The organism is Streptomyces sp. NPDC044571 (assembly GCF_040647115.1).
Classification (GTDB): domain Bacteria; phylum Actinomycetota; class Actinomycetes; order Streptomycetales; family Streptomycetaceae; genus Streptomyces.
On record NZ_JBEZBN010000029.1, the window covers coordinates 64234 to 88330 of the forward strand.

The window sequence follows — 24097 nt, forward strand, 5'->3', positions numbered from 1 at the left end:
ATGCATGCCCGGTGGCGTGAAGCTCACCCTACGACGGAGCCCCCGGCTCCAAGTCGGGCGGGAGGGTGGCTATTCGGGCACAGGATTCCACCATCAGGCGTTCCACGTCATCGAGTCGGCGGTGCTTTTCTGCCGCTTTGGCCAGCGCCAGCGCCGCGGTCTGTACGGTCAGGGCCCGGGCGGGGACATCGAGTTCCGGCCACGGGTCCGCGCCGGGCGGCCCGGCAGCCGGCCCTCCGGCGGCCCGGTAGGCGTCGAGGAAGCGGACCCAGGTGCCGGAATCGAGCAGCCCTGCGGCGTACCAGGCCGCGGGGCGGGCCAGGTCCCAGGCGGGGGCGCCGACCCCGAGGTCGTCGACGTCGATGAGCCGCCACTCCCCTGCCGCGCCCGGGCCCCCGTTGCCCGGGGCCCGCCTGCCCCGGGTTTCCTTGACCGGGCCGCGCACCAACTGCCCCAGGTGCAGGTCCCCGTGGCACAGCGTCCCGCCCGGCGGGGCGGGCTCCTCGCCCCGGGCCCACGCGGGCAGGGTGCGGGCCGCGGCGCGCACCTGCTCGGCCGGGCCCGGGGTCTGCGGGTGCGGCGGAGCCTGCGCCAGGCGGCGCAGGGCGCGGGCGACCTTGGCGGGGCCGCGCATCGGGGGCACGGGACCCGGCAGGCGGTGGACCGGTACGTGGTGCAGGGCGGCCAGCAGCCGTCCGGCGGCCTCCCAGGGGGCCTCCCCCGGCCGCTCCGGGTCCACGGGGGCGCCGTACGGCCAGAGCGTCACCGGGCGGCCGTGGAGGCGGCGGACCTCGGTGCTGAGCGGAGGCAGCAGCACGCCGGCCAGCGCCTCGTCCGCGGCGATCCGCATCCGGACCGCGAGGCCCTCCCGGTCACTGTCCCCGGCGTGCGCCTTGGCCACGGCGGCGCCGCACCGCACGACGGTCCCGTCCTCGCGGTCCGCGAGCAGCTCGTACGGCCGCGGCACGGGCGCGGCGGGCAGGGTGGCGGCCGCGAGGGCTGCGAGGGCCGCGGGCAAGGACGTCGGCATGGGATCCCCGGGGTCGGGCGGTGGCGCCGGGCCCGGCAGCGGGCCCGGCGTGATCGTACGCCCTGCGGGGGCCGCACGACCGTACGCCTGCGCGGCATCAAAAAGGGTGCTGCCCGTGCGACTCCCCAGTCGCACGGGCAGCACCCTTCACCTGCCGTCCGTCGTCGCGCCCCCGTCCCCACGGGGTGCGACAGGCGATGTCTGCCCGGGCCGCTCTCCCGGGCTCGGGCGCCGCTCAGCGCCCGAGCATCACACCGACGGACGACGCTTGTGCCGCCACCTGGTCGAAGCCTCCGAAGAGGAAGAGCAGGAGGGCGGCCAGGGGGAGCACCATGGCCGCGGCCACCAGCGGGTGGCGCGTACCGGACTCGTGGCCGTTGAACGCGAATGCCTTGCGCCCCTGCCGTGCGATGTCCGCCATGGCCCTCTCCCTGTGTCGGCAGCGGTGGGCTTGTGACCTCGGGGGACGAGTGCGCCACCCACCGCTTGTCCTCAACACTAGGCGGGCGGGCACCCCCCGGCGTCCTGCCTTCGTACCCCTTGACAGGCCTCCAGGAGGATGACGGCTCCCTCCCCGTGTACTCCCCTGGGTGGAGATCGGTCCCCCGTTGTGGGGGTCTTCCCCCAGGGGGTGACCGGAGGGTGGTGACTTCGCTCACTTGCGTCACTCCCCGCGCATGCGTCTCCGCCGACGGGGTACACAACAAGATCACCCCGTCCGGCCGCGCCCCGCGTGCGCCCGCCGGCGACCCCCGACCCCGGCTGCCGCCCCAATCCCCTTGGGGGCGAGGCCCTTTGGGGCCGTCGGCACCCGGCGCCCGGGGACCGGGCGGGAGGGCTGAGGAACCCTCAAGTGGGCGATGACGCACAGACGATCCATTCCTCCGGCGAGGGCGCGGCCTCTGAGCGCTCGTGGCGGATGGTCCGTAAGCTGTGACACGTCAACAGGACGACGGGTCAGCGGGGTGGACATGGCGATGATGCGGCTCCGGCGCGAGGACCCGCGTGTCGTCGGCTCGTTCAGACTGCACCGACGGCTCGGCGCCGGCGGCATGGGCGTGGTCTACCTGGGCTCGGACCGGCGCGGCCAGCGCGTCGCGCTCAAGGTGATCCGGCCGGATCTGGCCGAGGACCAGGAGTTCCGCTCCCGCTTCGCGCGGGAGGTGTCCGCCGCCCGGAGGATCCGCGGCGGGTGCACCGCGCGCCTGGTGGCCGCGGACCTGGAGGCGGAACGGCCGTGGTTCGCCACCCAGTACGTGCCCGGGCCCTCCCTGCACGACAAGGTGGCCGAGGAAGGCCCCCTGACGGCCGCGCAGATCGCCGCGATCGGCGCCGCGCTGTCCGAGGGACTGGTCGCCGTGCACGAGGCGGGGGTCGTCCACCGCGACCTGAAGCCCTCGAACATCCTTCTGTCCCCCAAGGGGCCCCGGATCATCGACTTCGGGATCGCGTGGGCCACCGGCGCGAGCACCCTCACCCATGTGGGCACCGCCGTCGGCTCCCCCGGCTTCCTCGCCCCCGAGCAGGTCCGCGGGGCCGCCGTCACCCCGGCCACCGACGTCTTCGCCCTCGGCGCCACCCTGGCGTACGCCGCGACCGCCGACTCCCCCTTCGGACACGGCAGTTCCGAGGTCATGCTGTACCGCGTGGTGCACGAGGAGCCGCACCTGCACGGGGTCCCGGACGCGCTCGCACCCCTCGTACGGGCCTGCCTGGCCAAGGATCCCGAGGACCGGCCCAGCACGCTCCAGCTGTCGATGCGGCTCAAGGAGATCGCGGCCCGGGAGGCCCAAGGCCTGTCCGACGGCCGCCCGCCGGCCCCGCGCGTACGGGCCGAACGGCCCACCGGGCGGCTCCCCGAGCAGTACGCCGACCAGCACACGGACCGGCGTACCGTCGGCACTCCCGCGCCTCAGGGACAGCCCAAGGGCCCGCACAGCGGCCCCCACTCGCGGCCCTCGTCCTCCCGGAACCCCGGCGGGGGCCAGGGACCGTCCTCCCGCCCGACCGCGGGGCGTACGGGGGGCCGCCCGGCGCCCCGGACCACGGGGACGGGACGGCGCCCGTCGCGGCCGGACCCGAAGCTGATGCGGCAGCGGCTGATCGTGTTCGTCGTGGTGACGCTGATCGTGGCCCTGGGCATCGCCGCCGCCCAGAAGTTCTGACCCGTCAGGGCTGCTGCGGTGGGCGGGTGGCGTAGAAGGCGACCGCCGAGGCGGCTGCCACGTTCAGGGAGTCGATGCCCTCCGCCATCGGGATCCGGACCCACTCGTCGGCGGCGCGCAGGGCGTACGTCGACAGACCGTGCCCCTCGGAGCCCAGCATGATCGCCGACCGCTCGAAGCGCTCCGGCGGGACCTGGTCCAGCGGGGTGGCCTTCGGGCTCGGCGTCATGGCCAGGATCCGGTAGCCCGCCTCGCGGACCTTCTCCAGGTCGGCGGGCCAGGCGTCCAGCCGTGCGTACGGGACCGAGAAGACGGACCCCATCGAGACCTTGATGGCCCGCCGGTAGAGCGGGTCGGCGCAGTCCGGGGACAGCAGTATCGCGCTGATGCCGAGGGCGGCGGCGCTGCGGAACGCGGCGCCGAGGTTGGCGTGGTCGACGAAGCCCTCGAACACGGCGATGCGCCGGCCCGCGCCCTCGTCCGCGAGGAGCTCGGCGGGGGCGGGCAGCGGCTTGCGCTGCATCGAGGCGAGGGCACCGCGGTGCACGTGGTAGCCGGTGACGCGTTCGGCGAGCTCCGGGGTGACGGCGTAGACGGGGGCCGGCAGTTCGTCGATGACATCGCGCATGACGTCGACCCATTTGGCGGAGAGCAGCATCGAGCGCATCTCGTACCCGGCGTCCTTGGCGCGTCTGATGACCTTCTCGCCCTCGGCGATGAACAGGCCTTCCGCGGGCTCGCGGCGCCGCCGGAGCTCGACGTCGGTCAGGCCCGTGTAGTCGTGCAGCCGCGGGTCGTCGGGGTCTTCGACGGTGATGAGATCTGCCACGGGGTGATACTGCCTTGTCCTGGGTGTGGTGCCAACGGCCCTGCGGGGCGGCGGCGGTTCAGACGTTCGGGGTTCCGGCGTTCGGGGTTCCGACGCGGACGACCTCGCCGATGACGATGACGGCCGGCGGGCGGACCTCCTGTGCACGGACGGTCTCGCCGACGGTGGCGAGGGTGGCGTCCACCCGGCGCTGGGTGGCGGTGGTGCCCTCCTGGACGACCGCCACGGGGGTGTCGGCGGCGCGGCCGTGCCGGACCAGTGCCTCGGCGATCAGGCCGATCTTGTCGACGCCCATCAGGATCACCAGGGTGCCGGTGAGCTTGGCGAGGGAGGCCCAGTCCACCAGCGAGCGCGGGTCGTCGGGGCCGACGTGGCCGCTGACCACGGTGAACTCGTGGGCGACTCCGCGGTGGGTGACCGGGATGCCGACGGCGCCGGGCACGGAAATGGAGCTGGAGATGCCGGGGACGACGGTGCAGGGGATCCCCGCCTCGGCGAGCGCCTGGAGCTCCTCCATGCCCCGCCCGAAGACGTACGGGTCGCCGCCCTTGAGCCGGACCACTGCCTTGCCCGCCTTGGCGTGCTCGATCAGGGCGTTGTTGATGGCCTCCTGAGCCATGTAGCGGCCGTACGGGATCTTCGCCGCGTCGATGACCTCGACGTGCGGCGGCAGTTCGTCGAGCAGGTCGCGGGGACCGAGCCGGTCGGCGATGACCACGTCGGCCTCGGCGAGGAGGCGGCGGCCGCGGACGGTGATCAGGTCCGGGTCGCCCGGGCCGCCGCCGACGAGGGAGACGCCGGGGGTGTGGGAGCGGCCGGCGGTGAGGGAGCCGTCGCGCAGTCCCTCGACGACGGCGTCGCGGACGGCGGCGGAGCGGCGGGGGTCGTTGCCGCTCAGGACGGCGACGGTGACCCCCTCGACGCGGCCGGTGGCCGGGGTCCAGGCGGTGGCCGCGTCGGCGTCGTCGGCGCGCACGCACCACACGCGCCGGCCCTCGGCCTCGGCGGAGGCGCGGTCGTTGGCCTCGCGGTCCCGGGTGGCGATGAGGGCGTACCAGGCACCGTCGAGGTCCCCGTCCTGGTAGCGGCGGCGCTCCCAGCGGATCTCGCCCGTCTCGGCCATGGCGTCCACGGACGGGGTGGCGGAGGGGGAGATCAGGACGACGTCCGCGCCGGCGGCGACGAGGGCGGGCAGGCGGCGCTGGGCGACCTGGCCGCCGCCGATGACGACGACGCGGCGGCCGGTGAGGCGCAGACCGACGGGGTACGCGGGGTGTTCGGCCATGGCGGTGCGGCTCCTGAGACGGCGGTGTTCTGCGTTGCCGCTGCTGCGCTGGAGCGGCTGGTCCGGTGTGACGTGCGGTTTCGGGTGTGCGGGTCCACGATACGACCCGGCCGTTCCACCGCTGCGCGGGGCTCGTCTCCCCACCCCGCCCCTTCCGGAAACCGGGGGCTCCGCCCCGGGCCCCCGCAGGGGCACGGGCCGCGCCCGGCACCCCGTTCCGGGCGCTCCGCGCCCGGTGCGCCCAAACGCCGCGCGGGCTGTGGTCAGCCCTGGTTTCACGGGGTGGGGCAGGGCTCCGTGCAGCGGTGGGACGGGGGTTACTTCTCGGTGACGCCCGCGGAGTCGAACGTGGCGACCTCGTGCATCGCGCGGGCAGCGCTCTGCACCAGCGGAAGGGCCAGCAGTGCGCCCGTGCCCTCACCGAGGCGGAGGTCCAGGTCGACCAGCGGGCGCAGGCCGAGCTTGTTCAGGGCGGCGACGTGCCCGGGCTCGGCGCTGCGGTGGCCGGCGATGCACGCCGACAGGGCCTCCGGGGCGATCGCCCGGGCCACCAGGGCGGCCGCGCCGGCGCTCACGCCGTCCAGGATCACCGGGGTGCGCAGGGAGGCCGCGCCCAGGAGGAGGCCGACGATCGCCGCGTGCTCCAGGCCGCCGATGGCCGAGAGGACACCGATCGGGTCCGCGGGGTCCGGCTGGTGGAGTTCCAGCGCACGGCGGACGACCTCGACCTTGCGGGCGTGCGTCTCGTCGTTGATGCCGGTGCCCCGCCCGGTGACCTCCGACGGGTCGACGCCGGTGAACACCGAGATCAGCGCCGCGGACACCGTGGTGTTCGCGATGCCCATCTCACCCGTGAGCAGCGCCTTGTTGCCCGCCGCCACCAGGTCGCGGGCCGTCTCGATGCCCACCTCGATGGCCGCGACGGCCTCCTCGCGGGTCATCGCCGGGCCGGTGGACAGGTCCGCCGTGCCCGGGCGGACCTTGCGCGGGAGCAGGCCCGGCGTGGCCGGGAGGTCCCCGGCGACGCCCACGTCGATCACGCAGACCTCGGCGCCCACCTGGTTCGCGAAGGCGTTGCAGACCGCCCCGCCGCCCAGGAAGTTGGCCACCATCTGGGTGGTGACCTCCTGGGGCCAGGGGGTGACCCCCTGGGCGTGGACCCCGTGGTCACCCGCGAAGATCGCGACCGCAGCGGGCTCCGGGATCGGCGGCGGGCAGACCCGGGAGAGGCCGCTGAGCTGCGCGGAGATGATTTCGAGCATGCCCAGGGCCCCGGCGGGCTTGGTCATGCGCTTCTGGCGTTCCCAGGCCTCGCCCAGCGCCTTCGCGTCGAGCGGGCGGATGCCGGCGACGGTCTCGGAGAGCAGGTCGTGCGGCTCCTCGCCGGGCAGTGCGCGGCGCCCGTACGTCTCCTCGTGGACGACCCAGGCCAGCGGCCGGCGCTGCGACCAGCCGGCCTGCGCGAGCTCGGGCTCCTCCGGGAACTCGTCGACGTAGCCGACGCAGAGGTAGGCGACGACCTCCAGGTGCTCGGGCAGGCCCAGCTCGCGGACCATCTCGCGCTCGTCGAAGAAGCTGACCCAGCCGACGCCGAGGCCTTCGGCCCGCGCGGCGAGCCACAGGTTCTCGACGGCGAGGGCCGAGGAGTACGGGGCCATCTGCGGCTGGGTGTGCCGGCCGAGGGTGTGGCGGCCGCCGCGGGTCGGGTCGGCGGTGACGACGATGTTCACCGGGGTGTCGAGGATGGCCTCGATCTTGAGTTCCTTGAACTGCTTCGCCCGGCCCTTGGGCAGCGACTTCGCGTAGGCCTCGCGCTGGCGCTGGGCGAGCTCGTGCATCGTCCGGCGGGTCTCGGCCGAGCGGATGACGACGAAGTCCCAGGGCTGGGAGTGGCCCACGCTGGGCGCGTGGTGCGCGGCCTCCAGGACGCGGAGCAGCACCTCGTGCGGGATGGGGTCGGTGCGGAAGCCGTTGCGGATGTCGCGGCGTTCACGAATGACGCGCAGGACGGCCTCGCGCTCAGCGTCGTCGTACGCGGGGGCCGGCTCGCCGGCGGAGGGCTCGACGGCTTCGACGACCGGCTCTGCGGGGGCGGCCTCGGCGACGGGCTCGGCGACGGGCTCGGTTTCCGCCACCGGAGCCGGCTCCGGCTCCACGGCGGCCGCGGGGGCGGGTGCGTCGGGCTGGGCCGGAGCGGCATCCGCCACGGCGGCCACGGCCTCCGGGGCGTCCTGCGCCGCCACCGGCTCCTCTGCCACGGGCTCGGGGGCCTGGACCACGGGTTCGGCGGGCTGGGGCGCGGGCTCGGGCTCGGCGGGCGCCTGCTCCGCCTGCTCCGGGGCGGCCACGGGAGCGGCCTCGACGACGGGCTCGGGCGCGGGGGCGGCGGGCTCGGGCGCGGGGGCGGCGGGCTCGGCCGCCTCCACCACCGCAGCGGGCTCCGGCACCGGCGCGGGCTCCGGCTCCGGCATCGGCGCGGGCTCCGCGGCCGCCACGGGCTCGGGCTGCGCGGCCGCCACGGGCTCCGGCTGCGGCGCGGGCTCGGCCACCGCGACCGGCTCCGCCTGCGGCTGGAGTTCGGGCTGCGGTTCAGGCTGCGGCTGGGGCGCGGGCTGCTGCTCCGGCTGCGGCGCGGCCTCCGCCACCGCCACGGGCTCGGTCCCCCACGGGGCACCCGCCTGCAGCGGGATCTCGGCCGGCTGCGGAACCGGGGCGGCGGCCTGCGGACGGGGCACGTCCAGGTACTCGGGTCCGGTGGTCGGCGGCCCCGACTGCGGGACCGGGATCGGCGCCACCGGGGTGCTCACGGCAGCGGCGACGGGCTGCGGCGCGACCGGAGCGGTGGCCGGACCGCGGTCGGCGAGGGAGCGTACGACCCCGCCGGTGGCCTCGGGTACGGGCGGCCCCATGTGCAGCGGGCGGCGGGCCGGGGCAACGGGGGCCGCGGGGGCGGCGGGTGCCGCCGGGGGCGGGACCGCGAGGCCGCCGAGGTCGAGCGCGCCGGAGTCACGGCCGCCGGCCTCGTGCGCGCCCGTGCTGTACGAGGAGTCGGCGTAGGAGGGCTCGGGGAAGGACGGCGCGACGGGCGAGGGCTCGGGGTAGGCGGGCTCCGCGTAGGCGGGTGCGGCCGGCGCCTCGGGGTACTCCGCGTACGGGGCGTCGTAAGAGGTTTCGAGGGGGAAGGCCGGGGCCGGCGGGACGACCTGGGGGTCGCTCCATGCGCCCTGGCCGCTCGGCATCAGCAGCAGTTCCTCGTCCTCCGGCTCGGCCGGGTTGTCCACGAGGTCCTGGAAGGCGTAGCCCCCCGGGACGGGCGCGGGTGCGGCGGCGGGGTGCTGGGCCGGAGCGGGAATGCCCTGCTGATCCACCATGCCCGCATTGTCCGGGAGACCCTCGCCCGGTACCTGGCCGGTGTCAGTCATGCGTACCCCTCGCCCATCGGTGTTGCCCTCTTCGATCGCCCTGCCGCCCACGAGGCCGTCGGGCGGCGTTGCGTGCGGGGCTGCCGTGCGACGTGTCCGTCTTCGCACACACCGCGCGACAACCAGTAAGCATTGTCGCGCCCGTTAGCGACCACGGCGGCCATAACTGACATGGTCTGCTGTGGACTGCGCCACGTCGAGCGCCTTTTGGCGCCGTCACGCCCGACCAAACCAGGACAGTACGACCAGGGCAGTACGACGATCGGCCAGCCTACCCCGCCCTCCCGCCTAGCGGTTCACGGGGCGTTCGGCGGCCAGCAGGAAGACGACGGAACGCTCCTGTTCGTTCCACGTACGGGTGTCCAGGCCGACGGACTGGAGCAACGCGCACTCGACGGTGTAGCCGCCTTCGGTGAGCGCGCGGCCGATCGCCTCCGCCTCGTCGCGGGTGGAGGCGTGGCTGACGATCCGTTCGGGGCGGCGGTCGGCGACGGCCGCGACGACCTCGGCTCCCCCGCCGCCGACGCGGACGACGTCGGGTTCGGGCAGGTCTTCCAGTACGTGGGGCGCCCGGCCGGGGACGACCCGGATCTGCACGCCTCGCTCCCGGGCGGCGGCAGTTACGCGTTCGCAGGCGCGCGGGTCGGCGTCGACGGCGATGACGGCGGCGCCGAAGGCGGCGGCCTCGGCGGCGAAGGCTCCGGAGCCCGCGCCGATGTCCCAGACGAGGTCCCCGGTGCGGGGGCCGAGGCGGGCGAGCTGGGCGGCGCGCAGCTGCGCCGACTCCCCCTCGCCGGTGTCGGCCCGGGGCCGGGCCCAGCCGCGGGCGAGGGCCTGGGCCGGGTTCTGGCCGAGCAGCCAGGGCGGTTCGGTGGAGGCGGCGGTCTGGCCGGCCCCGCCGATGACGATGACCACGTTGGGGTCGCGCCAGCTGTGGTCGGGGACCTTGTCTGAGGTGAGGACGGTGACCTGCTCCTTGTCGGTGCCCAGTTCCTCGCAGATGACGAAGGTGCGGTGGACCGGGCCGAGCAGCAGGGCGAGTTCGGCGGGCCCGGCGCCGGGCGAGGTGAGGACGGCGACCTTGCCGTGGGCGCGGCAGACGTTGACGGCGCGGCGCAGGGTGCGCGGGTGGGCCACGACGACCTGGGCGTCGTCCCAGGGCATGCCGGCGCGGGCGAAGGCGGCGGCGACGGAGGACACGGCGGGGACGACCTCGACTTCGAGGCCGTGCTCCGGGGCGCGCAGGGTGCGTACGACACCGAAGAAGCCGGGGTCGCCGTCGGCGAAGACGACGGCGGTGCCGCGGTGGCCGGCGATGCGGCGGGCGGCCAGGCCGAGGCTGCCGAGGCGGATGCGTTCGGCGGCGGGCGGGACCTCGGGCAGTGCGAGGTGGTGGGCGGCGCCGGCCACGAGGGTGGCTGCGGAGAGCGCGGACCGGGCGGCCGCGGTCAGGGCGGAGCCGTCCCAGCCGATCACCGTGACCCGGTCGGCCATCGTCGTCAGTCTCCTGGGGTGGGGGCGGGCGCGGGGATGCGGGCACGGTGAGACTACCTGGTCATCGGGTCAGTTCCAGTCGGCGCCGACGGCGTACCCGTTCGCGCCGGTGGGCCGTCCGAGCTCGTATCCGTAGCCCTCGCGGCCTTCGTAGCCCTCGTGGTCCCGGTAGCCGTCGGCGTCCTCCAGGTCCTCGGGGACCAGGCTCCAGACGATGAGGTCGGTGCGGGTGTCGCTCCAGGAGCCGTCGGCGGTCTGCGTGCGCACTATCCATGCGTTGCGCAGGACGCCTTCGCTGATGCAACCGATCTTCTGGGCCACCTGCTGGGAGGCGGTGTTGTCGGCCGCGGTGCGCAGTTCGAGGCGTTCGAACCCCTGGTCCCGGAACAGCCACTGGGCGACGGCGAGGACGGACTCGCTGGCGTAGCCCTCGCCGCGGGCCCAGGGGGCGGTGACGTAGCCGACCTCGGTGGTGCGGGTGCGCCAGTTGGTGTTCTGGAGGTGGACAATGCCGACCAGGCGCTGGGTGAGGAACTCGGCGACGGCGAAGACGATGCCGCGGCCCTCGGTGCGCTCGGCGTGGGACTGCCGGGTGGCCCAGGCCCGGGCGTCGGCGACGGTGTAGGGGTGGGGCGCCGAGGTCCAGGCGACGACGTGCTCGTCGTTCATCATCTCGGTGAGCGCGGTGACGTCCTCCCCGTCGAAGGGGCGCAGCACCAGCCGGTCCGTGCTGATGGTGACGTCCGGGAAGGTGGTAGTCATGCGCAGCTCCATGCTGTTGCTGGACCGTTTGTGCGGGTCGTAGGCACAGCATGCAGCATGCGCCGGGGGATGTGCATGGCCGGGTTGCCCGGAAGCGGGCAGCGTGCGGCCCCGCACGCCGGCGTGGGCGTGCGGGGCCGGACGGGGGCGGTGATCAGGCCTTGGGGGCGCCGAAGGCGGGGGTGACCGAGCCCTGGTACTTCTCCTCGATGAACTTCTTGACCTCGTCGGAGTTCAGGAGCTTGGCGAGCTTCTCGATCCGCGGGTCCTTCTCGTTGCCGGCCTTGACCGCGAGGAAGTTGGCGTACGGGTTGTTCTCGGCCTTCTCCAGGACCAGCGCGTCCTTGGCGGGCGCGAGGTGCGCCTCGATGGCGTAGTTGCCGTTGATGACGGCCGCGTCCACGTCGTTGAGGGCGCGCGGGACGGTGGCGGCCTCCAGCTCCTTGAACTCCAGGCCCTTCTTGTCGGTGATGTCGGACAGCTTGGCGCTGGTGCCGACGCCTTCCTTGAGGGTGATCACGTTGTTCGCGGCGAGCAGCTGGAGGGCGCGGCCCTCGTTGGTGGTGTCGTTGGGGACGGCGACGGTCTGGCCGGGCTTGAGGTCGGTGAGGGCCTTGACCTTCTTGGAGTACAGGCCGAGGGGCTCCAGGTGCACGTTCACGACGGGCACGATGTGGGTGCCGTTCTTCTTGTTGAAGTCGTCGAGGTACGGCTTGTGCTGGAAGTAGTTGCCGTCGACCTGGCCCTGCTCGGTGGCGGTGTTGGGCAGGACGTAGTCCGTGAACTCCTTGACCTCCAGCTTGAGGCCTTCCTTGGCCGCGAGCTTGTCCTTGACGAAGTTCAGGACATCGGCGTGGGGGCTCGGGGAGGCCGCGATCAGGAGCGGCTTGCTCGCGTCGGCCGTGCCGCCGTCGGCCTTGGCGGCCGGGTCCGAGGAGCTGCCGCAGGCGGTGAGGCCGAGGGAGAGCGCGGCGGTGGCGGCGGCGAGGGCGGTGAGCTTGAGGTTCTTGCGCACGAAGAGTGCCTTTCATTGCGGTGCAAGTGCGTGGGTCTCACGCGGGTCTTGCGGGTGGTGGCCCAAGCACGACAAGTGCGGGCCTTCTTTCCGGGTGGAGAGGGTCTGGGGAGCCCGGGGGCTCAGGCCGTCCTGCCGCGCCGGGCGAGGAGGCGGACCGCGCCGTCGCCGATCAGCTGGATCACCGTGACGACGGCGATGAGGACGACGACGGTGGCGACCATGAAGCCGGTCTCGAAGCGCTGGAAGCCGTAGGTGATGGCCTTGGAGCCGAGGCCTTCGCCGCCGACCGCGCCGGCCATGGCGGAGTATCCGACCAGGGTGATCACGGTGGTGGTGACGGCGGCGACGAGGGAGGGCAGGGCCTGCGGCAGGAGCACCTTGCCGACCAGGGTGGGGATGCCGCCGCCCATGGACTCGACGGCTTCGACCAGGCCGTGGTCCACCTCGCGGACGGCCGTCTCGACGAGCCGGGCGAAGAAGGGGATGGCTCCGATGGCCAGCGGGACGATCATGGCAGTGGGGCCGATGAAGGTGCCGACGACGGCGGTGGTGACCGGAATCAGGAAGATCAGCAGGATGATGAACGGCAGCGAGCGGCCTATGTTCACGATGACGCCGAGCACCTTGTTGACCGGCTGGTTCTGCAGGAGGCCGCCCTTGTCGGTGAGGACCAGCAGGATGCCCAGGGGCAGTCCGCCGAGGACGGTCACCAGGGTGGACCACAGCACCATGTAAAGGGTGTCGTACGTGCCCTGGGTGAGCAGGGGCTGCATCTCGGACCAGGTCACTTGGCACCTTCCTTGACGAGTGCGGCGATCTCGGAGTCGATGTCGGTGTCCTCGTCGACGATGTCGACCTGGAGGCCCTGCTCGCGCAGGAAGCCCACGGGGACGACGTTGTCCTCGTAGCGGCCGGGGAGTTCGATGCGCATGCGGCCGATCTGGCGGCCCGCGACGGTGTCCATCGCGGCGCCGAGGATCGAGATGTCGATGTTGTAGGTCCGCGACAGCTGCGAGATCACCGGCTGGGTGGCGGCTTCGCCGTGGAAGGTGACGTCGACGACCGTGCGGTCGGGGCCGGTGGCGGCGCCGCTGACGGGGAAGAGTTCACCGGCGAGCTCGGAGCCGGGGGTGGCGAGGAGTTCGGCGACGGTGCCGGACTCGACGATCCGGCCCCGCTTCATCAGGGCGGCCGAGTCGCAGATCGTCTTGACGACGTCCATCTCGTGCGTGATGAGCAGGACGGTCAGGCCGAGCTGCCGGTTGAGGTCGCGCAGCAGCTGGAGGATCGAGCGGGTGGTCTCGGGGTCCAGGGCGCTGGTGGCCTCGTCGGAGAGCAGCACCTTGGGGTCGCCGGCGAGGGCGCGGGCGATGCCGACGCGTTGCTTCTGGCCGCCGGAGAGCTGGCCGGGGTAGGCCCTGGCCTTGTCGGCGAGGCCGACGAGGTCGAGGAGTTCGAGGGCCTTGCGGGAGCGCTCGCGACCGGAGACGCCGAGGATCTCCAGGGGCAGTTCGATGTTGCCCTGGACGGTGCGCGAGGACAGCAGGTTGAAGTGCTGGAAGACCATGCCGATCCGGCTGCGGGCCTCGCGCAGTTCCCTTCCGGCCCGCCGGCCGCGGCCGGCCAGGGCCGTCAGGTCGGCCCCGTCGACGGTCACGGTTCCGGTGGTGGGGCGTTCCAGCAGGTTCACGCAGCGGATGAGGGAGGACTTGCCGGCGCCGCTCTGGCCGATGACTCCGTAGACCTCGCCCTCGCGGACGTGCAGATCGACGCCGTCCAGGGCGGTGACCTCACGGCCACGGGACTGGTAGACCTTCGTGAGGCCCGATGTGGTGATCACAGGATTTCCGTCGCTGTCGAGTGCGCGGCGCAGCGGGTGCCGGGCACGGGGCAAACATCTGGGGACGCGATACGGGTCGAACCGGGGCATGGCGGTGGTTCCGACGCGTGCGCGGGGGCAGGAGCGTTCCGGTCCGTACTGCTCGGCAGTGGTGGGGCGGACGGGCTCGGCCTGCCTCGCTTCGGGGCGCGAGGCTCGGGGAGGGGGCCCTCAGAAGGCGCACATTCGACACATACAACGAGCACCGGGCGTCATCGTCGCCTCGGTCGCAAGGGTGCGGCTGCTCGTCGTGGTCATGGGCCCCAGTAAAGCAGACGTATCCCGTCACCGATCAAAGCTGTCCGGATAGCGGACGCATTCCGGCCGCATACCGGACACCGTCGAAGGGCCCCGAAGGCCCGGCTGAGGGCTCCCGCGGGGGGCTGACCTGCGGGGCGCCGGCCCGGCTTGCGGCACGGCCCCGGCCCCGCCGCGCACCGCGGCGGGGCTGCGCTGTGGTCAAGACCACGACCGCCCCGGGGTGGGCGCACCGGGGCTTTCGCCCCCGTAATACCCTCGCTGCATGCTCGACGCCCTGACGGCCGCCCTCGGTGTGGCCGCACTCGCCCTTGCCGCCTGGTGCGGTTTCGCCGCCCTGCGCGACCAGCCGACCAAGGACTGGCACTTCATCGGCATGGGCGTGGTGACCCTGCTGGTCCTGGTCCAACTGGTGGTGGGGCTGGTGAAGCTGGCGCAGGGCGAGAAGCCCGACGAGGGCTCGGTGATCTTCGTGGCCTATCTGGTGGGCGCCTTCGCGGCGGTGCCGGCGGCCGGGTTGCTCTCGCTGACGGAGCGCACCAAGTGGGGTTCGGTGACGGTGGCCGCGGGTGCGGTCGTCCTCGCCGTGCTCGAAGTACGGCTTTACGACATCTGGGGGACCCCCGGTGCCTGACACTCCCGACACCGCGGCGTCCGAGGCGCAGCCCGCAGCGCAGCCCGGGGCGCAGGAGGCACCCGCCCGGCGCGCTCGGCTGGTCTCCGGACCGGGACTGCTGCTGGTCTGGCTCTACGGGGTGATCGCGGTCGGCGCCGTCTCGCGCTCCGCCTACCAGATCTCCACGGAGTTCGACCAGGCTCCGCTCCCGTACGCGCTCTCCGGCCTGGCCGCGCTGGTGTACGCCTTCATCACGTACTCGCTGGTGCGCGGCGGGGAGACGGCCCGCAAGGCGGCGCGGATCTGCTGCGCCGCCGAGCTGACCGGCGTCCTGGCCGTCGGCACCTGGACGCTGGTGCGTCCCGAGGCGTTCCCCGATTCGACCGTGTGGTCCGGCTTCGGGATGGGCTACCTGTTCATCCCGGTGATCCTGCCGATCACCGGGATGCTCTGGCTGCGCGTCAGGCGCTGACCGCGAAGTCGGTGGCGTGCGGGGCGTCCTTCTCCAGGATCACCAGCCGCACGCCGTCCGAGGCGGTGCGACCGCCGACCTGGACGTAGCCCGCCTTGCGGTAGAGGCGCAGGTTCGACTCGCTCTTGTGACCGGTGTGCAGACGGAACCGGGTGGGGCCGCCGTGGCCGGCGAGGGCCTCCTCGACGGCGCTCAGCAGCCGGGCGCCGAGCCCGTGGCCCTGCAGGCGCGGGTGCACGCAGAGCTTGGCGATCCTGCCCGTGCCGTCCTCGTCCACGTTGCCGCGTACGGTGCCGACGACTTCGTCGCCGAGCCGGGCGACCAGCACCGTGTCGGTCGCCAGCTCCGCCTTGAGGGAGTCCAGGGTCTGGGTGAGCGGCTGGATGCGGTAGTTGCCGTACAGCTCGGCCTCGCGCTGGAACGCCAGGTACTGCAGTTTGAGGATCTGCTCAGTGTCCTCGGCAGCTGCCGCCGAAATGGTCACGCTCATGCCCATGTGCGCATGCCTCCCGCTCACCTGGTAGCCCGTCGGTCTACCGCTCCCTTCCCCGTAGGCCAGGAGCCGCAACCTCTGCAGCCAGCATTCTGCGCAGACATCCCAGGCAACGGGAACGGACGGGTCCCAAACTTCCTTGTGAGATACCCAACTCTCCTGCGATTTCACGGTAAGTGAGGTCTCTGGGCGAAAGAAGTGCCCTCATCAGCTCCGGACACCGTCCGGGCAATCGGGCGACCGCCGATCGGAGGGCCCGGTTCTCCTCCCCGTGCAGCAGCGCCGCTTCCGGCTCCGCGGCGCCGGCGCTCCCGGGCCGACAGCCGTAGGGGATCTCCCGGCGGGCCCGGCGGCGGGCGAGGCGGGCCTCGGCGCGTACCGCCCGGCGCAGCCAGCGAGCCGGCTCGGCGGGGGCGGGGCCGCGTTCCAGCAGCCTCACCCAGACGGCTTGTTCCAGGTCGGCGGCGTCCACTCCGGCGGCCGGGGCCTCCGCGGCCGCCTCCGCGGAGAGCAGGGGGCCCAGTTGCTTCAGCAGGTCCATGCCGGGCGGGACGCGCGGCCCCCGCCCGGCGGTTTCCCCACCGGGCGCAGCCCACCCGTACGCGCCATTCCGCTTGTGTGTTGACGCCCGGTCGGCAGCGGAACCGGCGGGGCCGGGCACGCGCCCTAGCGGCCCCGGCCGGGGCGGAAGGCCTCGGCGGCGAGCAGTCCCGTGTCGGCGTTGTCGGTGAAGATGCCGTCGATGCCCTGGGTGAAGTAGGCCCGGAAGGCGCCGAATGCGTCCCCGTAGGCCGCCGGGTCGGTGCCCTTGCGGTACTCCGCGGGCAGGAAGGTGTTCTCGTTGCGCGCGGTGTAGGGGTGCAGCACCAGCCCCTGGGCGTGGGCGTCCTTGACCAGGGTCGTCGGAGCCCCGAGCCGGCCTTCCGCGTCCCGGGGCAGGATCAGGTCCATGGTCGGGCCGATGCCCTGCGCGAACCCGGCGATCCACCGCAGCCCCTCGGGCTTGACCAGGTCCGCGACCGTACGGGGGTCCTTGGCCACCTCGAAGTCCCAGGGGCGGGTGCCGGCTGCGGACAGCAGCACCACGCGGGGAGCGGAGACCAGCCGGGACAGGCGCTGGATGCTGGAGGGCTCGAAGGACTGGAGGAAGAGGGGGGCGTTGCGTCCGTCGCGGCCGTAGCGGCGCAGCAGCGCGGCGAGGGGCTCCTCCAGGCCGAGGCCGAGGGAGCGGAAGTAGGTGGGGTGCTTGGTCTCGACGTGCAGCCAGACGCGCCGGCCGCGCCGCCTGCCCTCCCGGTCGGCCCAGCGGAGGACCTCCTCGAAGGTGGGCACGTCCCACCGGCCGTCGTAGAGGGTGTTGCGCTGGCGGACGGCGGGGATACGTTCCTTCGCCCGCAGGGTCTTCAGCTCGGCGAGCGTGAAGTCCTCGGTGAACCAGCCGGTGACCGGGACCCCGTCGACCGACTTGGTGGTGCGCCGGGAGGCGAACTCCGGGTGATCGGCCACATCGGTGGTGCCGCCGATCTCGTTCTCGTGCCGGCACACCAGATGGCCGTCGCGGGTGGGCACCAGGTCCTGTTCGACGACGTCGGCGCCGAGGTCGAGGGCGAGTTCGTAGGATCCGAGGGTGTGCTCGGGCCGGTAGCCGCAGGCCCCCCGGTGGCCGATGACCAGCGGGACGGGGAGGTCCCGGTAGCCGCCGCGGCCCTCCCCCGCCTCCTGCGCCGCCTGCGCTGCCCCGGCCTGCTGCACCGCTGCCGCGGATCCCGCCGGGAGTCCGGCCACGGCTCCGCCCGCCGCCAGGACGGCCGCCCCCAGGACCGTACGCCGCGCTGCCCCACCCTGTGTCATGAGTGCCACTCCTCTGTTGTCTCGAATCGGCGCATTCGGCGTCGCGATCGTAGGCAGTGGCCGGTGGCCGAGGGGTGCGTACGGGTGGAACATGGCGCAAACACGCGTCAACACTCCGTATCCGATGTGTGAACCCGATGTGCGATCAGCCCGGACCCGCGAGTATCGTCCTCACCTGCGCGACCGCCGTGTCGCGCGAAGCCGTTTTCGATGCCGGAGGGCTCACGTTGTTCCGTACCGCGCTCATCAAGGCCACTGTCGGACCGGTCATGCGCATGATGTTCCGCACCCGTGTGGAGGGCATCGAGAACATCCCGGGGACCGGGCCGGTGATTCTGGCGGGCAACCACCTCACCTTCATCGACTCGATGATCCTGCCGCTGGTGTGCGACCGCACGGTCCACTTCATCGGCAAGGACGAGTACGTGACGGGCAAGGGGATCAAGGGTCGCGCCATGGCCTGGTTCTTCACCGGCTCCGGAATGATCCCGGTCGACCGGGACGGGGCCAACGGCGGCGTCGCCGCCCTGATGACCGGCCGCCGGATCCTGGAAGAGGGCAAGATCTTCGGGATCTACCCCGAGGGCACCCGCTCCCCCGACGGCCGGCTGTACCGCGGCCGGACCGGCATCGCCCGCCTGACGCTGATGACCGGCGCCCCCGTGGTCCCGTTCGCGGTGATCGGCACCGACAAGCTCCAGCCCGGCGGCAAGGGCATGCCCCGTCCCGGCCGGGTCACCATCCGCTTCGGCGAGGCGATGGAGTTCTCGCGCTACGAGGGCATGGACCGCGACCGCTACGTGCTGCGCGCCGTGACCGACTCCGTGATGGCCGAGGTCATGCGGCTGTCGGGCCAGGAGTACGTGGACATGTACGCCACCAAGGCGAAGGCCGCGTAGGGCGCACCCGCCCGCGCTACTGCCGTTGCAGTGACCGGCTGACGCCCGCCGCGGTCGTCGTGGCGAGGACCCAGCCGGTCACGATCAGCAGGTACGACAGCCACTGGTACCAGCCGCTCGGCGCGAAGGCCTGCTCCTGCCCGAAGCCGATGATCGGCAGCATCAGGTCGATCGTGTAGAAGGCCGGGTTGAAGTCGGGCGCCTCCCCCTGCTTGAGCGGCCGCGGCGGCTGGAGCCCGTACGCGATCGTGCCCGTCACCAGCAGCGCCGCCAGCCAGCCGGCGGCGCGCAGGGGCCGGAACCCGTAGCCCACGGTGGCGTCCTGGAGCAACCCCCAGAGCCTGGCGTGCCGCGGCCGGGTGCGCCGGTGCCGCCGCAGCTTCGCGAGCTGTACCGTCCGGGCGGCCGCCTCGTCGCCGGCCGTCCGGTACGCGGTGGCGAGCTGTTCGTAGGCGTACGGGAGGTAGCCCGACTCCTCCCGCTCCAGTGCGGGCAGCCGCTGCTCGGCGGGGAGGTGCGGGGCGAGGGTGCGGTAGGTCAGGCCGTCCACACGGATCCGCGCGGGCCACGTCCCGGGGTCGATGTGCAGCAGGTCGAAGGTGGAGCGGCGCAGGTTCACATCGCCTTGCACGGTGTCGCAGGCACGCAGCCACACCTCGCCTATGGCGCAGCTGGAGGCGCGCAGGGCGGTGCCGGCCGGGTTGGCCAGGCGCGCGTGCGCGAGGTTCAGCTGGCCCGGAATGCGGGAGCCGGTGAGGTTGACCCTGCCCCGGGCGTCCAGGCGCATCGCCCGCAGGTCCGTTCCGACCGTCAGGTTCTCGGCATGCAGGGCGGTGCCGCCGGGGGCGAGGAGGCGGGCGTCGTCGAGGTTGACCTGCCCGCCGACGACCGCGCCGTTGATGCGGGTTTGGCCGTGGACCGTCAGGCCCATGGCGATGATGTCGGTTCCGATGGCGGCGTGGTTCAGCTGGAGCGGCGCCTCGCCCGCCTCGGCGTGCCGGCCGGTGGTGCTCAGGACCGCGTGCTGGAGGAAGAGGCCGCCGGATATCCGCGCCCCCGCCAGGCGGACGGGCCCGGTGAACCGGCAGCTCGTCATCCGGAGCACGACCTCGACGCGCAGGGTGGCGGCGGTGAGGCCGGGCAGGACCGATTCGGTGAGGACGAGGGCGCGTAACCGGGCTCCGTACAGGCTCGGTTTGTGCTCGAACCAGCAGCCGCGCATCCGCATCGGGGCGTCTATCTCGGCGTACTTGAGGTCGAGCTTTCCGCTGATCCGCGCTCCCTTGACCTTGAGACCTGCGACCTGGCCGGGCACCGTCGGGCTGTTGACCAGCAGTGCCCGGATCACGTGGGCGCGGATGGTGCGCTCGGAACCCCAGGAGGCTCCGTCCGCCGCATCCTCACCGGGCCCTTCACGGAAGTCGACGCCCTCACCGTGCGGGTACGCCTCCCAGACGCGGCGCTCGGCCGGTGTCAGATCGTTGATCTCCATCGCCGGGATGGTGTCCCGCGTTTCAACGCGTTGTCAACTCTGCACCGACCAGGGGACTTTGGCGGTCAGTGCTCCGCGCCGTCCTGGAGTGCCTGCCCCTTGAGCAGGAACCAGGCCGCGACGGCGGTGGCCAGGAGGATGACCGCTCCCACGCCGGAGGCGAGGCGGAGGCCGTCCACGAAGGCCCCCTGGGCTGCGTGCACCATGGCCTGCGCGGTCCCCGGGTCCACCGAAGCCGCCGCTTCGACGGCGCCGCCGAGCGACTCGTGCGCGGCGGCGGCGATCGGCGCGGGAACGGACGCCGGGGCGGTGAAGCCCTGGTACACGCCGGTGACGATGGAGCCGAGCAGGGCGATGCCGAGGGCGGCGCCGAGCTCGTACGCCGTCTCGGAGACGGCGGAGGCCGAACCGGCCTGCTCCTTGGGCACGCTGGAGAGGATGACATCGGCGGTGACCGTGAAGGAGAATCCGGCGCCGAGGCCGACGACGAGCAGGGCCGCGCCGAGCAGCGGGTAGCCGCTGTCCTGGTGGATCAGGGTGAGGACGCCCAGGGCGAGCCCGCTCGCGCCGAGGCCGCCGGCGACGATCGACCGGACCGAGAACCTTCGGGCGTACCGGCCCGCCACCAGGCCCGTGGCCACCGCGCCGACGGCGGCGGGCAGTTCGGCGAGCCCGGCCTCCAGCGGCTGGCGGCCCTGGACGAGCTGGAGGAACTGGGAGAGGAAGAAGACCAGGCCCGACAGGCCGAAGACGGTGAGGAGATCGGCGAGGACGGCTCCGGAGAAGCCGCGGTGCCGGAAGAGCCGCATGTCGAGCAGCGGCGAGGCCAGTCGGAACTGCCGCCGCACGAAGAGGACGAGCGCGGCGGCGCCCAGGCCGGCGGCGGCGCCGATCTGCCAGGTCACGCCGTGGATGGCGGCTTCCTTGACGGCGTAGACGACACCGATGACACCGACGAGGGACAGTCCGACGCTGGGCAGGTCCCAGGGACCGGAGACGGGGTTCTTGGACTCGGGGAGCAGCTTGATGCCGACGAGGACCAGTACGAGCATCACGGGGAGGTTGATGAGGAAGACCGAGCCCCAGTAGAAGTGCTGGAGCAGGGCTCCGCCCACGACCGGGCCGACGGCCGCGCCCGCGGAGGCGGTGGCGCCCCAGATGCCGATGGCGAGACTGCGCTCCCGGGGGTCGTGGAATATGTTCCGGATCAGCGCGAGGGTGGACGGCATCAGGGTCGCGCCGGCCACGCCGAGCAGGGCGCGGGCCGCGATCATCATCTCCGGGCTGGTGGCGCAGGCGTTGAGGACGGAGACGGCGCCGAAGGCGGTGGCGCCGGCGAGCAGCAGTTTCTTGCGGCCGATGCGGTCGCCGAGGGAGCCCATGGAGACGAGCAGACCGGCGATGACGAAGGAGTAGATGTCGCCGATCCACAGCAGCTGGGCGCCCGAGGGGCGCAGGTCCTCGCTGAGGGAGGGCGTGGCGAGACCGAGTACGGTGGCGTCCACCGCGACCAGCAGGACGGCGAGGACGAGCACCGAGAGGGCCGGCCAGCGCCCGCGGCTCCTCTCCTGCTCCCCCTTCCGGCGGCTCAGCTGTTCGGTACGGCTCATTTCTCCACGCTCCGTCGTGCGCCACCGAGCAGCAGCTCGGTGATCATGTACTGGAAGTCCTTCGCGGCGACCCGGCCGTCCATCACGGCCCAGGCGCAGGTGCCGATGAGGCCGTAGAGGGCCTCGGTGAGCCAGGCGGGGCTCAGGTCGATCCGGATGTCGCCCTCCTCTTGGCCGCGCCGGAAGAGGGCGCCGACGCGGGCGTCGAGTCGGGACCAGCCCTCGTTGATCTGGTCGCCCTCGAAGAGCTGGTTCTCGGTGACGAGGAAGGCGAGCAGCTGGGCGTTGGGCTCGGCTTCGGCGACGAGCCGTCTCAGGGCCTCGACGGCGGTCCCCTCGTGCAGGCGGGCGTTGTCGAAGGCCACCTCGAACTCGCGGATGCCGAGGTCTTCCAGGGCCCGTACGAGGGCGTCGCGTCCGGCGAAGTGCCGGTGGAGGGTCGCGCGGCCGATGCCGGCGGCCCTGGCGACCTCGTCCATGGTGGCGGTCGACTTGCGGGAGAGCAGTGCGGCGGCGGCGCGGAGCACCTGATCACGATCCATGGCCATGAGACAACGCTACACCGAATGAGACGCGCATGTCTCATTTTATTTCGGGTGCCCGTGGGCCCCCTGAGAGGAATGCTGTGTACATGACGCCGAAGCCGCTGCTCCTGATCGACGTGGACGGCCCGCTGAACCCCTACGCGGCCCAGCCCCGGCGCCGCCCCGAGGGCTACACCACCCACCGCATGCGCCCCACCGGCTGGACCGAGGCCGAGAGCCGCAAGCCGCTGCGCGTGTGGCTGAACCCCGACCACGGGGCGGACCTGCTCGCGCTGGCGGACACCTACGAGCTGGTGTGGGCGACGACCTGGAAGGGAGAGGCGAACGACTGGATCGCCCCGCACCTGGGCCTACCGCGGCTGCCGTACATCGACTGCCGCAGATGCACGGGCGCGCCCCGCGCGGCACCTTCTGGAAGACGCAGTACATCCTGGAGTACGCGGGCGAGCGGGAGTTCGCGTGGATCGACGACGACATCACCGCCATGGACCGGGAGTACGTTGACCAACGCCACCCGGTACGGGCGCTGTTACTGCGCATCGACGAGCAAGTGGGGCTCACGCGCAGCGACTTCGACACGCTGGCCGACTGGGCGGCGTGAGGGGCGCGCAGGGGTGCGGTGAGGGGCGGCGGTTTTGATCATGCTCGTCCCGCCGCCATAGCATGCGCATGCCACCCTGCGATCCTCCGTCCGACGAAAGCGACCCATGCGCATCCAGCGGATCCTCGCCACGACCGCCGCCCTCACCTGCCTCGCCGTGCTGCCCGCATGCAAGGGAGGCGACGGCCAAGCAGCACCACCGGGCACACCCGCCGCCACCACCTCCACCGGAGCGGCCGAGGCCGCCGGCGACGACCCGCTCGTCAAGGCGCAGCAGTACATGCGCGAATGGGCGGGCTGCGAGAACCTGAGCTCGAACGCCGACGACCCGAGGATCCCGAGCGGCGACTTCCCGAAGGTCGGGCAGTGGTCGGTGAAGGAGATCGGCGTCTGCAGCACCACCGCCGACAAGAGCGACATCGTCATCGCCGTCCCCAAGGACATGAAGGAGTTCCAGGCGGGCTACAAGCAGTACGTCATGGACAAGATCGCCGGTGGCGACGGGGCGTACGGGCTCTTCAGCAACGTCCTCATCGGCAAGGGCTTCGTCGCCTTCCCCACCCTGCCGAAGACCTCCATGGCCCTGGTGCGATCCGAGATGCGCGTCCTCGTCTGCAACCCGAGCGGGAGGACGCCCGACGGGTACAAGTACGAGAAGCCGCTCGTGGAGGGCTGCGGCCTCACCGACTTCGTCTCCGCCAAGGACGGCAAGGGCAGCCCGAACTTCGAGACCCCGCAGGAAGGCCCGGACGGCAAGCCCGGCCAGCCGGCCACCGGCAGCCTCGGGCTTGCGCGCGCGGGTAGCATCGCCGAGCTCCGCACGCTCGTGAACAACAGCCCCCTGGCCTGCAAGGAGCACTTCTCCACCGACCCCGAGGCGGTGGCGATCGAGTCCATCGACTACCAGCCGGTGGTCAAGGGCAACGCACTGGACTGGGGCGTGACCGGGCGGGCGCTGTGCGGCCAGCCGGCGGGTGAGCGGCGCGCCCACGACCTCAGCTGGCTCGACACCGTCGGCGACATGAAGAAGCTCCAGACGAAGGCGAAGACCGCCCAGCAGGCCGACCTGAAGGACGACGGCAGGCTGAGGGCGACCGCCAGCAAGCTGCTCGTCGGCGAGAACGTCGCCGTGGAAACCAACAACGCCTCCGCCCGGTTCGTCCTGTACCAGCTCCAGTTCCTGTACCTGAACTGCGTGCCCGGCTTCTCGGCCCCCACCGGGTACCGGCTGGAGAAGGCCCAGGTGGAGGGCTGCGTCCTGACCAACTACGAGCCGGAGCACCCGGTGCGCTGAGCGCGCGTGAGCGGGCGCGGGTGTGGACCCGGGCGCGGACACGACGGAGGGGCGGCCGGAGCACAGAACGGAATAGCACACG

General features: G+C 72.9%; 21 protein-coding genes and 1 pseudogene. 6 read left to right on the forward strand and 16 right to left on the reverse strand.

The window, feature by feature from the left end:
* Window positions 1-28 precede the first annotated feature (28 nt).
* Window positions 29-1030 carry an aminoglycoside phosphotransferase family protein gene (locus AB0B01_RS17740; protein WP_361719278.1) on the reverse strand — a complete coding sequence of 334 codons (1002 nt, stop codon included), beginning with the start codon at window positions 1028-1030 and terminating at the stop codon, window positions 29-31.
* 235 nt (window positions 1031-1265) lie between these two features.
* On the reverse strand, window positions 1266-1451 hold the full coding sequence (locus AB0B01_RS17745; protein WP_037797219.1) for a hypothetical protein: 186 nt from the start codon (window positions 1449-1451) through the stop codon (window positions 1266-1268).
* Window positions 1452-1995: 544 nt separating this feature from the next.
* On the opposite strand from AB0B01_RS17745, the gene AB0B01_RS17750 reads away from it, so the two are divergent.
* Window positions 1996-3195 (forward strand): serine/threonine-protein kinase, encoded by a 1200-nt coding sequence (locus tag AB0B01_RS17750; RefSeq protein ID WP_361719280.1) that lies wholly within the window; start codon window positions 1996-1998, stop codon window positions 3193-3195.
* A gap of 4 nt (window positions 3196-3199) precedes the next feature.
* On the opposite strand, the gene AB0B01_RS17755 is transcribed toward AB0B01_RS17750, so the two are convergent.
* The 8 genes from AB0B01_RS17755 to AB0B01_RS17790 all read right to left on the reverse strand — a co-directional run bounded on the left by AB0B01_RS17755 (window position 3200) and on the right by AB0B01_RS17790 (window position 13845).
* The gene (locus AB0B01_RS17755) at window positions 3200-4024 is read right to left on the reverse strand and encodes an RNA methyltransferase (protein ID WP_361719283.1); all 825 of its coding nucleotides are present in this window, start codon (window positions 4022-4024) and stop codon (window positions 3200-3202) included.
* A 58-nt stretch (window positions 4025-4082) separates the two neighbouring features.
* Window positions 4083-5309: a uroporphyrinogen-III C-methyltransferase gene (gene cobA, locus AB0B01_RS17760; RefSeq protein ID WP_361719286.1), complete on the reverse strand. Its 1227-nt coding sequence runs from the start codon at window positions 5307-5309 to the stop codon at window positions 4083-4085.
* 317 nt (window positions 5310-5626) lie between these two features.
* Complete coding sequence (cobT, locus tag AB0B01_RS17765; protein ID WP_361719289.1) at window positions 5627-8731, reverse strand: nicotinate-nucleotide--dimethylbenzimidazole phosphoribosyltransferase; 3105 nt, start codon at window positions 8729-8731, stop codon at window positions 5627-5629.
* Between the two features lie 288 nt (window positions 8732-9019).
* Window positions 9020-10225 (reverse strand): precorrin-6y C5,15-methyltransferase (decarboxylating) subunit CbiE, encoded by a 1206-nt coding sequence (gene cbiE / locus AB0B01_RS17770; protein ID WP_361719291.1) that lies wholly within the window; start codon window positions 10223-10225, stop codon window positions 9020-9022.
* Window positions 10226-10294: 69 nt separating this feature from the next.
* A complete protein-coding gene (locus AB0B01_RS17775) occupies window positions 10295-10987 on the reverse strand; it encodes a GNAT family N-acetyltransferase (protein WP_361719294.1) in 693 nt (230 codons plus the stop codon).
* Between the two features lie 154 nt (window positions 10988-11141).
* Entirely contained in the window at window positions 11142-12002 is an 861-nt protein-coding gene (locus AB0B01_RS17780) for a MetQ/NlpA family ABC transporter substrate-binding protein (RefSeq protein WP_361719296.1), read from the reverse strand.
* A gap of 122 nt (window positions 12003-12124) precedes the next feature.
* Window positions 12125-12793: a methionine ABC transporter permease gene (locus tag AB0B01_RS17785; RefSeq protein WP_361719299.1), complete on the reverse strand. Its 669-nt coding sequence runs from the start codon at window positions 12791-12793 to the stop codon at window positions 12125-12127.
* The gene (locus AB0B01_RS17790) at window positions 12790-13845 is read right to left on the reverse strand and encodes an ATP-binding cassette domain-containing protein (protein WP_361719302.1); all 1056 of its coding nucleotides are present in this window, start codon (window positions 13843-13845) and stop codon (window positions 12790-12792) included. The genes AB0B01_RS17785 and AB0B01_RS17790 overlap by 4 nt, the downstream gene beginning before the upstream one ends.
* A 562-nt stretch (window positions 13846-14407) precedes the next feature.
* Here AB0B01_RS17790 and AB0B01_RS17795 point away from each other — a divergent pair.
* Together AB0B01_RS17795 and AB0B01_RS17800 are read left to right on the forward strand one after the other, a co-directional pair.
* Window positions 14408-14776 (forward strand): hypothetical protein, encoded by a 369-nt coding sequence (locus AB0B01_RS17795; RefSeq protein ID WP_361719305.1) that lies wholly within the window; start codon window positions 14408-14410, stop codon window positions 14774-14776.
* A 79-nt stretch (window positions 14777-14855) separates the two neighbouring features.
* The gene (locus AB0B01_RS17800; protein ID WP_361719335.1) at window positions 14856-15230 is read left to right on the forward strand and encodes a hypothetical protein; all 375 of its coding nucleotides are present in this window, start codon (window positions 14856-14858) and stop codon (window positions 15228-15230) included.
* Here AB0B01_RS17800 and AB0B01_RS17805 read toward each other — a convergent pair.
* From AB0B01_RS17805 to AB0B01_RS17815, 3 genes are all read right to left on the reverse strand, one after another.
* Window positions 15220-15726 (reverse strand): GNAT family N-acetyltransferase, encoded by a 507-nt coding sequence (locus tag AB0B01_RS17805; RefSeq protein WP_361719308.1) that lies wholly within the window; start codon window positions 15724-15726, stop codon window positions 15220-15222. The genes AB0B01_RS17800 and AB0B01_RS17805 overlap by 11 nt on opposite strands.
* A gap of 37 nt (window positions 15727-15763) precedes the next feature.
* Window positions 15764-16264, reverse strand: coding sequence for a sigma-70 family RNA polymerase sigma factor (locus AB0B01_RS17810; protein ID WP_361719311.1), 501 nt, complete (start codon window positions 16262-16264; stop codon window positions 15764-15766).
* 125 nt (window positions 16265-16389) lie between these two features.
* Complete coding sequence (locus tag AB0B01_RS17815; protein ID WP_361719314.1) at window positions 16390-17574, reverse strand: glycerophosphodiester phosphodiesterase; 1185 nt, start codon at window positions 17572-17574, stop codon at window positions 16390-16392.
* A gap of 137 nt (window positions 17575-17711) precedes the next feature.
* Between AB0B01_RS17815 and AB0B01_RS17820 the strand changes: the two genes are divergently transcribed.
* A complete protein-coding gene (locus AB0B01_RS17820; RefSeq protein ID WP_361719317.1) occupies window positions 17712-18473 on the forward strand; it encodes a lysophospholipid acyltransferase family protein in 762 nt (253 codons plus the stop codon).
* A 16-nt stretch (window positions 18474-18489) separates the two neighbouring features.
* Here the strand turns inward: AB0B01_RS17820 and AB0B01_RS17825 are convergent, their stop codons facing one another.
* From AB0B01_RS17825 to AB0B01_RS17835, 3 genes are all read right to left on the reverse strand, one after another.
* Window positions 18490-19965 (reverse strand): membrane-associated oxidoreductase, encoded by a 1476-nt coding sequence (locus AB0B01_RS17825; RefSeq protein ID WP_361719320.1) that lies wholly within the window; start codon window positions 19963-19965, stop codon window positions 18490-18492.
* A 65-nt stretch (window positions 19966-20030) separates the two neighbouring features.
* Window positions 20031-21575 (reverse strand): MFS transporter, encoded by a 1545-nt coding sequence (locus tag AB0B01_RS17830; RefSeq protein WP_361719323.1) that lies wholly within the window; start codon window positions 21573-21575, stop codon window positions 20031-20033.
* Window positions 21572-22123, reverse strand: coding sequence for a helix-turn-helix domain-containing protein (locus AB0B01_RS17835; RefSeq protein WP_361719326.1), 552 nt, complete (start codon window positions 22121-22123; stop codon window positions 21572-21574). Before AB0B01_RS17835 ends, AB0B01_RS17830 begins: the two co-directional genes overlap by 4 nt.
* Before the next feature lie 83 nt (window positions 22124-22206).
* Between AB0B01_RS17835 and AB0B01_RS17840 the strand changes: the two are divergent.
* Both AB0B01_RS17840 and AB0B01_RS17845 read left to right on the forward strand, forming a co-directional pair.
* A pseudogene (locus AB0B01_RS17840) lies at window positions 22207-22721 on the forward strand (HAD domain-containing protein).
* A 106-nt stretch (window positions 22722-22827) separates the two neighbouring features.
* Complete coding sequence (locus AB0B01_RS17845; protein WP_361719329.1) at window positions 22828-24015, forward strand: hypothetical protein; 1188 nt, start codon at window positions 22828-22830, stop codon at window positions 24013-24015.
* Window positions 24016-24097: the final 82 nt, after the last annotated feature.